General features: G+C 45.3%; 2 protein-coding genes and 1 pseudogene. 1 reads left to right on the top strand and 2 read right to left on the bottom strand.

The window, feature by feature from the left end; genetic code table 11:
- Window positions 1-249, bottom strand: a pseudogene (locus RTK32_RS20090) (DUF4142 domain-containing protein); the annotation flags it as partial.
- Between the two features lie 1242 nt (window positions 250-1491).
- On the opposite strand from RTK32_RS20090, the gene RTK32_RS20085 reads away from it, so the two are divergent.
- A complete protein-coding gene (locus RTK32_RS20085) occupies window positions 1492-2967 on the top strand; it encodes a DUF4874 domain-containing protein (RefSeq protein ID WP_312047035.1) in 1476 nt (491 codons plus the stop codon).
- A 485-nt stretch (window positions 2968-3452) separates the two neighbouring features.
- Here RTK32_RS20085 and RTK32_RS20080 read toward each other — a convergent pair.
- Window positions 3453-3643: hypothetical protein (locus tag RTK32_RS20080; protein WP_312047034.1), on the bottom strand; the 191-nt coding region annotated here is incomplete at its 5' end.

Raw genomic sequence — 3643 nt, 5'->3', positions numbered from 1 at the left:
AGTTTTGACTTCGCTGCTTTTGGCCTTGCTTAACGCGATTTTGGCGGCGGCGATTTCATTGATATTGGCCTGCGCCATATCCTTCACGGCTTTTTCGTCGCCGGCGCTAAGTTTGCCGCTTGATGCGGCATGAGCGGCAGTGTCGGTCTGCGCGGCGCTCGTCGCCTTGGCCTGCACGCCGACAGTGCTGAACATCGCAGCGACTACCGATACGGCCAGCAGCCCTTTCAAGGTTTTATTCTTTTGCATTTTGTTCTCCTGAGGGTCATGGGTAAGGCTGATTAACCGTACACAGCCTCGTCTCTACATCACAACTGCAATGGTCAGTATAGGATCAACGATTTGAAACAGTAGATTAATTTATGGTTTTCAAGGGAAGAAGACAAAAATAAAGGAAGCAAAGAAAGGGAAGTTGAACGGCATTGCGTATGAAAAAAGGCAGACTGGGGGGCACGTTCACGAACCTGGGTGACCAGTCTGGTGGAGACATAAACCATGCAAACCGGCACACGTCTGCTTCTCGCCTGTCAGGAAGTAGCATGAAGCCTCAGTACCTGGCGACGCTAAATTGAGTGGTATCGCCCACAGCAATCTGTCCTCATTCAGTAGGTCTGTAGGTCTGTAGGTCTGTAGGTCTGTAGGTCTGTAGGTCTGTAGGTCTGTAGTAAAAATGTTCTCGTGACTATCAGTAACATCAGCAAACTTTGCTGGCATTTCCATTCAGATAAGATGATTCTGGTGGATAGGATCTGATTTTTAAGCGGTTATACGGGCAACGCTCCGAATAAAAGCCTCACCAGGCAAGAGGAAATGGCGATGATAAATCTTCTTCTTCTCAGGCTACCCATATAACGTTTCTCATTGGCATTTATTGTGCACCGGTGGCAATGAATGTCGAGCCGGAGAAAATAAACGCCAGATCATTATCACTTAATATGATTCCGGAGGATTTTCATTGTCTTAATCTGAGCCGAAAATGTCGCTGATTGCAAGCCAGAAGGATTCCAATTGCGAGCCGCTACAAGTAATGCTTTGTCAAACAGGCATTTACCTTAACGATTAACGGCAACGGCGTAATGCTTATTTTTATCGACATCAACACGAATAAAGCCCTGGACTGATTCGTAATCGCTGGATTCGGCCAATGTTTCTCCCTTTTTATACAGGTTAACCAGGCAAACTCGGAGGTCAGGCACAGGCATCCGCGTTACAGATAGTCCCGGCTAAATTGCCTGACCTGGCCCCTGTTAGCGGTTACCAGCACCCTATCAGAGCCGGTGACATTATTCTTTTGATCACAGACGGTTGTGGCCAGTAATTATGCATGACCTGGCTAACCCCTCCCCTTGATATAAGCGGCATAAATAAATTAAGACAGAAAAGTTGTCTGGCAATGGTCGGTGAAGAACCTCTCAGAATAAACTTTTCTATGTACAACCCGTTTACGTTTGAAGGATTAGTATGTGGATGAATAAAAACAAGGGGCGTTTTATGAAAATTTCAAATGAATACGTACGGCAGCACTATCGTGGAATCCATCCTTCCGACCGGGATGGTAGAGCAAGCATTCACAATCCAGAACGTGGCTTTCGCTATGAAAATATGCTTTTGTTGAGGGAGGGTTTAATCAATCCCTTTACCGGAGATAAACAGGATGGTGATATATTAAAGCAAAAATATCAAGAGGCTATCGAAAACGAAAGGTTTGAAATCGTACAACAATATGTCTATCTTTCAGATTATGTAGAAAAAAACCTTGATGGCAAAGCATTTCAGCTCCTCACACATATCTTTGAGCAGGCAAAATCAGCTGGTACAAAATTACTCCTGAGATTTGTTTATAAATATAATGCAAATGTTGATCAGGCTGGTTACAAAGAACCAAATATAGCACAATTAAAAACCCATATGCACCAGTTGAGAGGGATTTTAAATAATGGCGTAATATATGCATTGCAGTTTGGATGGATAGGTTTATGGGGCGAGCAACACAACACCACTTATTCTGCTGAGCAAATCAAAAATATATACAGCTCCTTTTTTGTAGATTTTATGCCAGCAAGCAAAAAAATAACCATGAGGGATAAAAGTAGAAGGGATGCTCTCATTGAGGCCATTACACCTTTGCACGATGAGGATAAAATAAGAATAGGTTATAATAACGATTACTATACCTTAGATGCACATCCAAAAGCGCCGGGTAACGATTTCTTATGGAACACGCCAGTTTATAATGACTTAAAAAGCTTTGGTTTTGATTCTATATATGATGTGGAAATGCCCTATAGTGGCAACGACGATGAATGGAATCTTAATTTCGTCCCGCCTGATTTTGGATGGGGAACAATATTCAGATTCACTGAGCTGGGAGCCTCTACTTTCAGTATAATACACAACAAAGATGTGTGTATCGCAGCTTTACGTAATGAGATGGTAACAAATAACAGATTTGATAGTGTCGGTTTTATTCGCGATCTGGATTATTTCTGGGATGATGAAAGAGATAATTTCGCACCAAGAAGTGCTTTTGATTACATCAGGGATCACTTAGGTTATCGCTTAGTCCTGGAAGAAGCAACCTATCCCGGGTCTGCCAGATCTGGAGACACCCTGTCCGTAAACTTCCTGATAAGAAATTTTGGATTTGCCAGAGCCGTGAATAAAAGGCCGATTGCTATTTTATTATTAAAGGATACGAGCCATGAAGTGGTATTTGAGACATTCCTGGAGCATGGCGCTGAACAGTGTGCGGCTGGAAGAGGACATTTATTTAGTCACTCTGCATTACTTAAAAACCTGAGCCCGGGTTCTTATCGGATTGCACTCTGGTTACCTGATGAAGATCTTACCCTGAGGGATACGCCTGCTTTTGATATACGCCTGGCCAATGCCGGTGATAATTTTACCTGTCTTGAGACGAAGCATAGCCGGTTTAATATTTTCGGGAGCATAAATATTGTTGAATAATGTGGTGGAAGGGGCGTAAATCAGCATGATTGGTTGATGAGGCTATTGTACGGAAAACCTTCGGGGTCCGGCGTAGCCCTCCGGAACAGGCTGCTTCAGACGCGCCACGATGTCCCGCTGCATCAGCGTCTGTAGGCTGGCTTACCGGTGGGTTATGGGAGAGAAAGTTCAGCGTGGTGCCGTCAGTATAGTGTGCCAGATGCATCCCCGCTATCGGCGGCTTTTCAGATAGCAGCCCAGATACTTTACGGTTTTTTTGCCATCAGCAATTTTTTTTAACAGGTAGACGTGTCAGTCGCCGCCGACGCTCAGCACCAGACGGCGCCACTGCGATTCGGGATTGATATGCGCCAGGGATGGCAGCAGCGCAATGCCTTCGCAGCAGCAGATGATGGATATTCAACACTCAGCAGGCGCGCATGGCGTCTGTCCGTAAGCCGATTTTTTCCTTTTGCCGTGCTCATCGATGCCGCAGCAGGTGGCCGTCACATGAATATGCAAAGGCCAGTTAAACGTACTACAGATGGCACAGAAAAACCGCTATCCAGCCCGCGTTTAACGGCGGCGTACAGCAGATTATCGGTGGCCAGGCGGCAGTGGTCGTTGAGAAGCCAGCGGTTGACCCCGGGCAAGGGGCTACGGCGAATCAGGTCATGGCAGATAATAATCTTCCCTT

Origin of the sequence: Erwinia sp., from assembly GCF_031978025.1 — a bacterium.
Classification (GTDB): domain Bacteria; phylum Pseudomonadota; class Gammaproteobacteria; order Enterobacterales; family Enterobacteriaceae; genus Erwinia.
The sequence above is the reverse complement of the archived record's forward strand: the minus strand, read 5'-3'. Positions and strand labels throughout refer to the sequence as shown.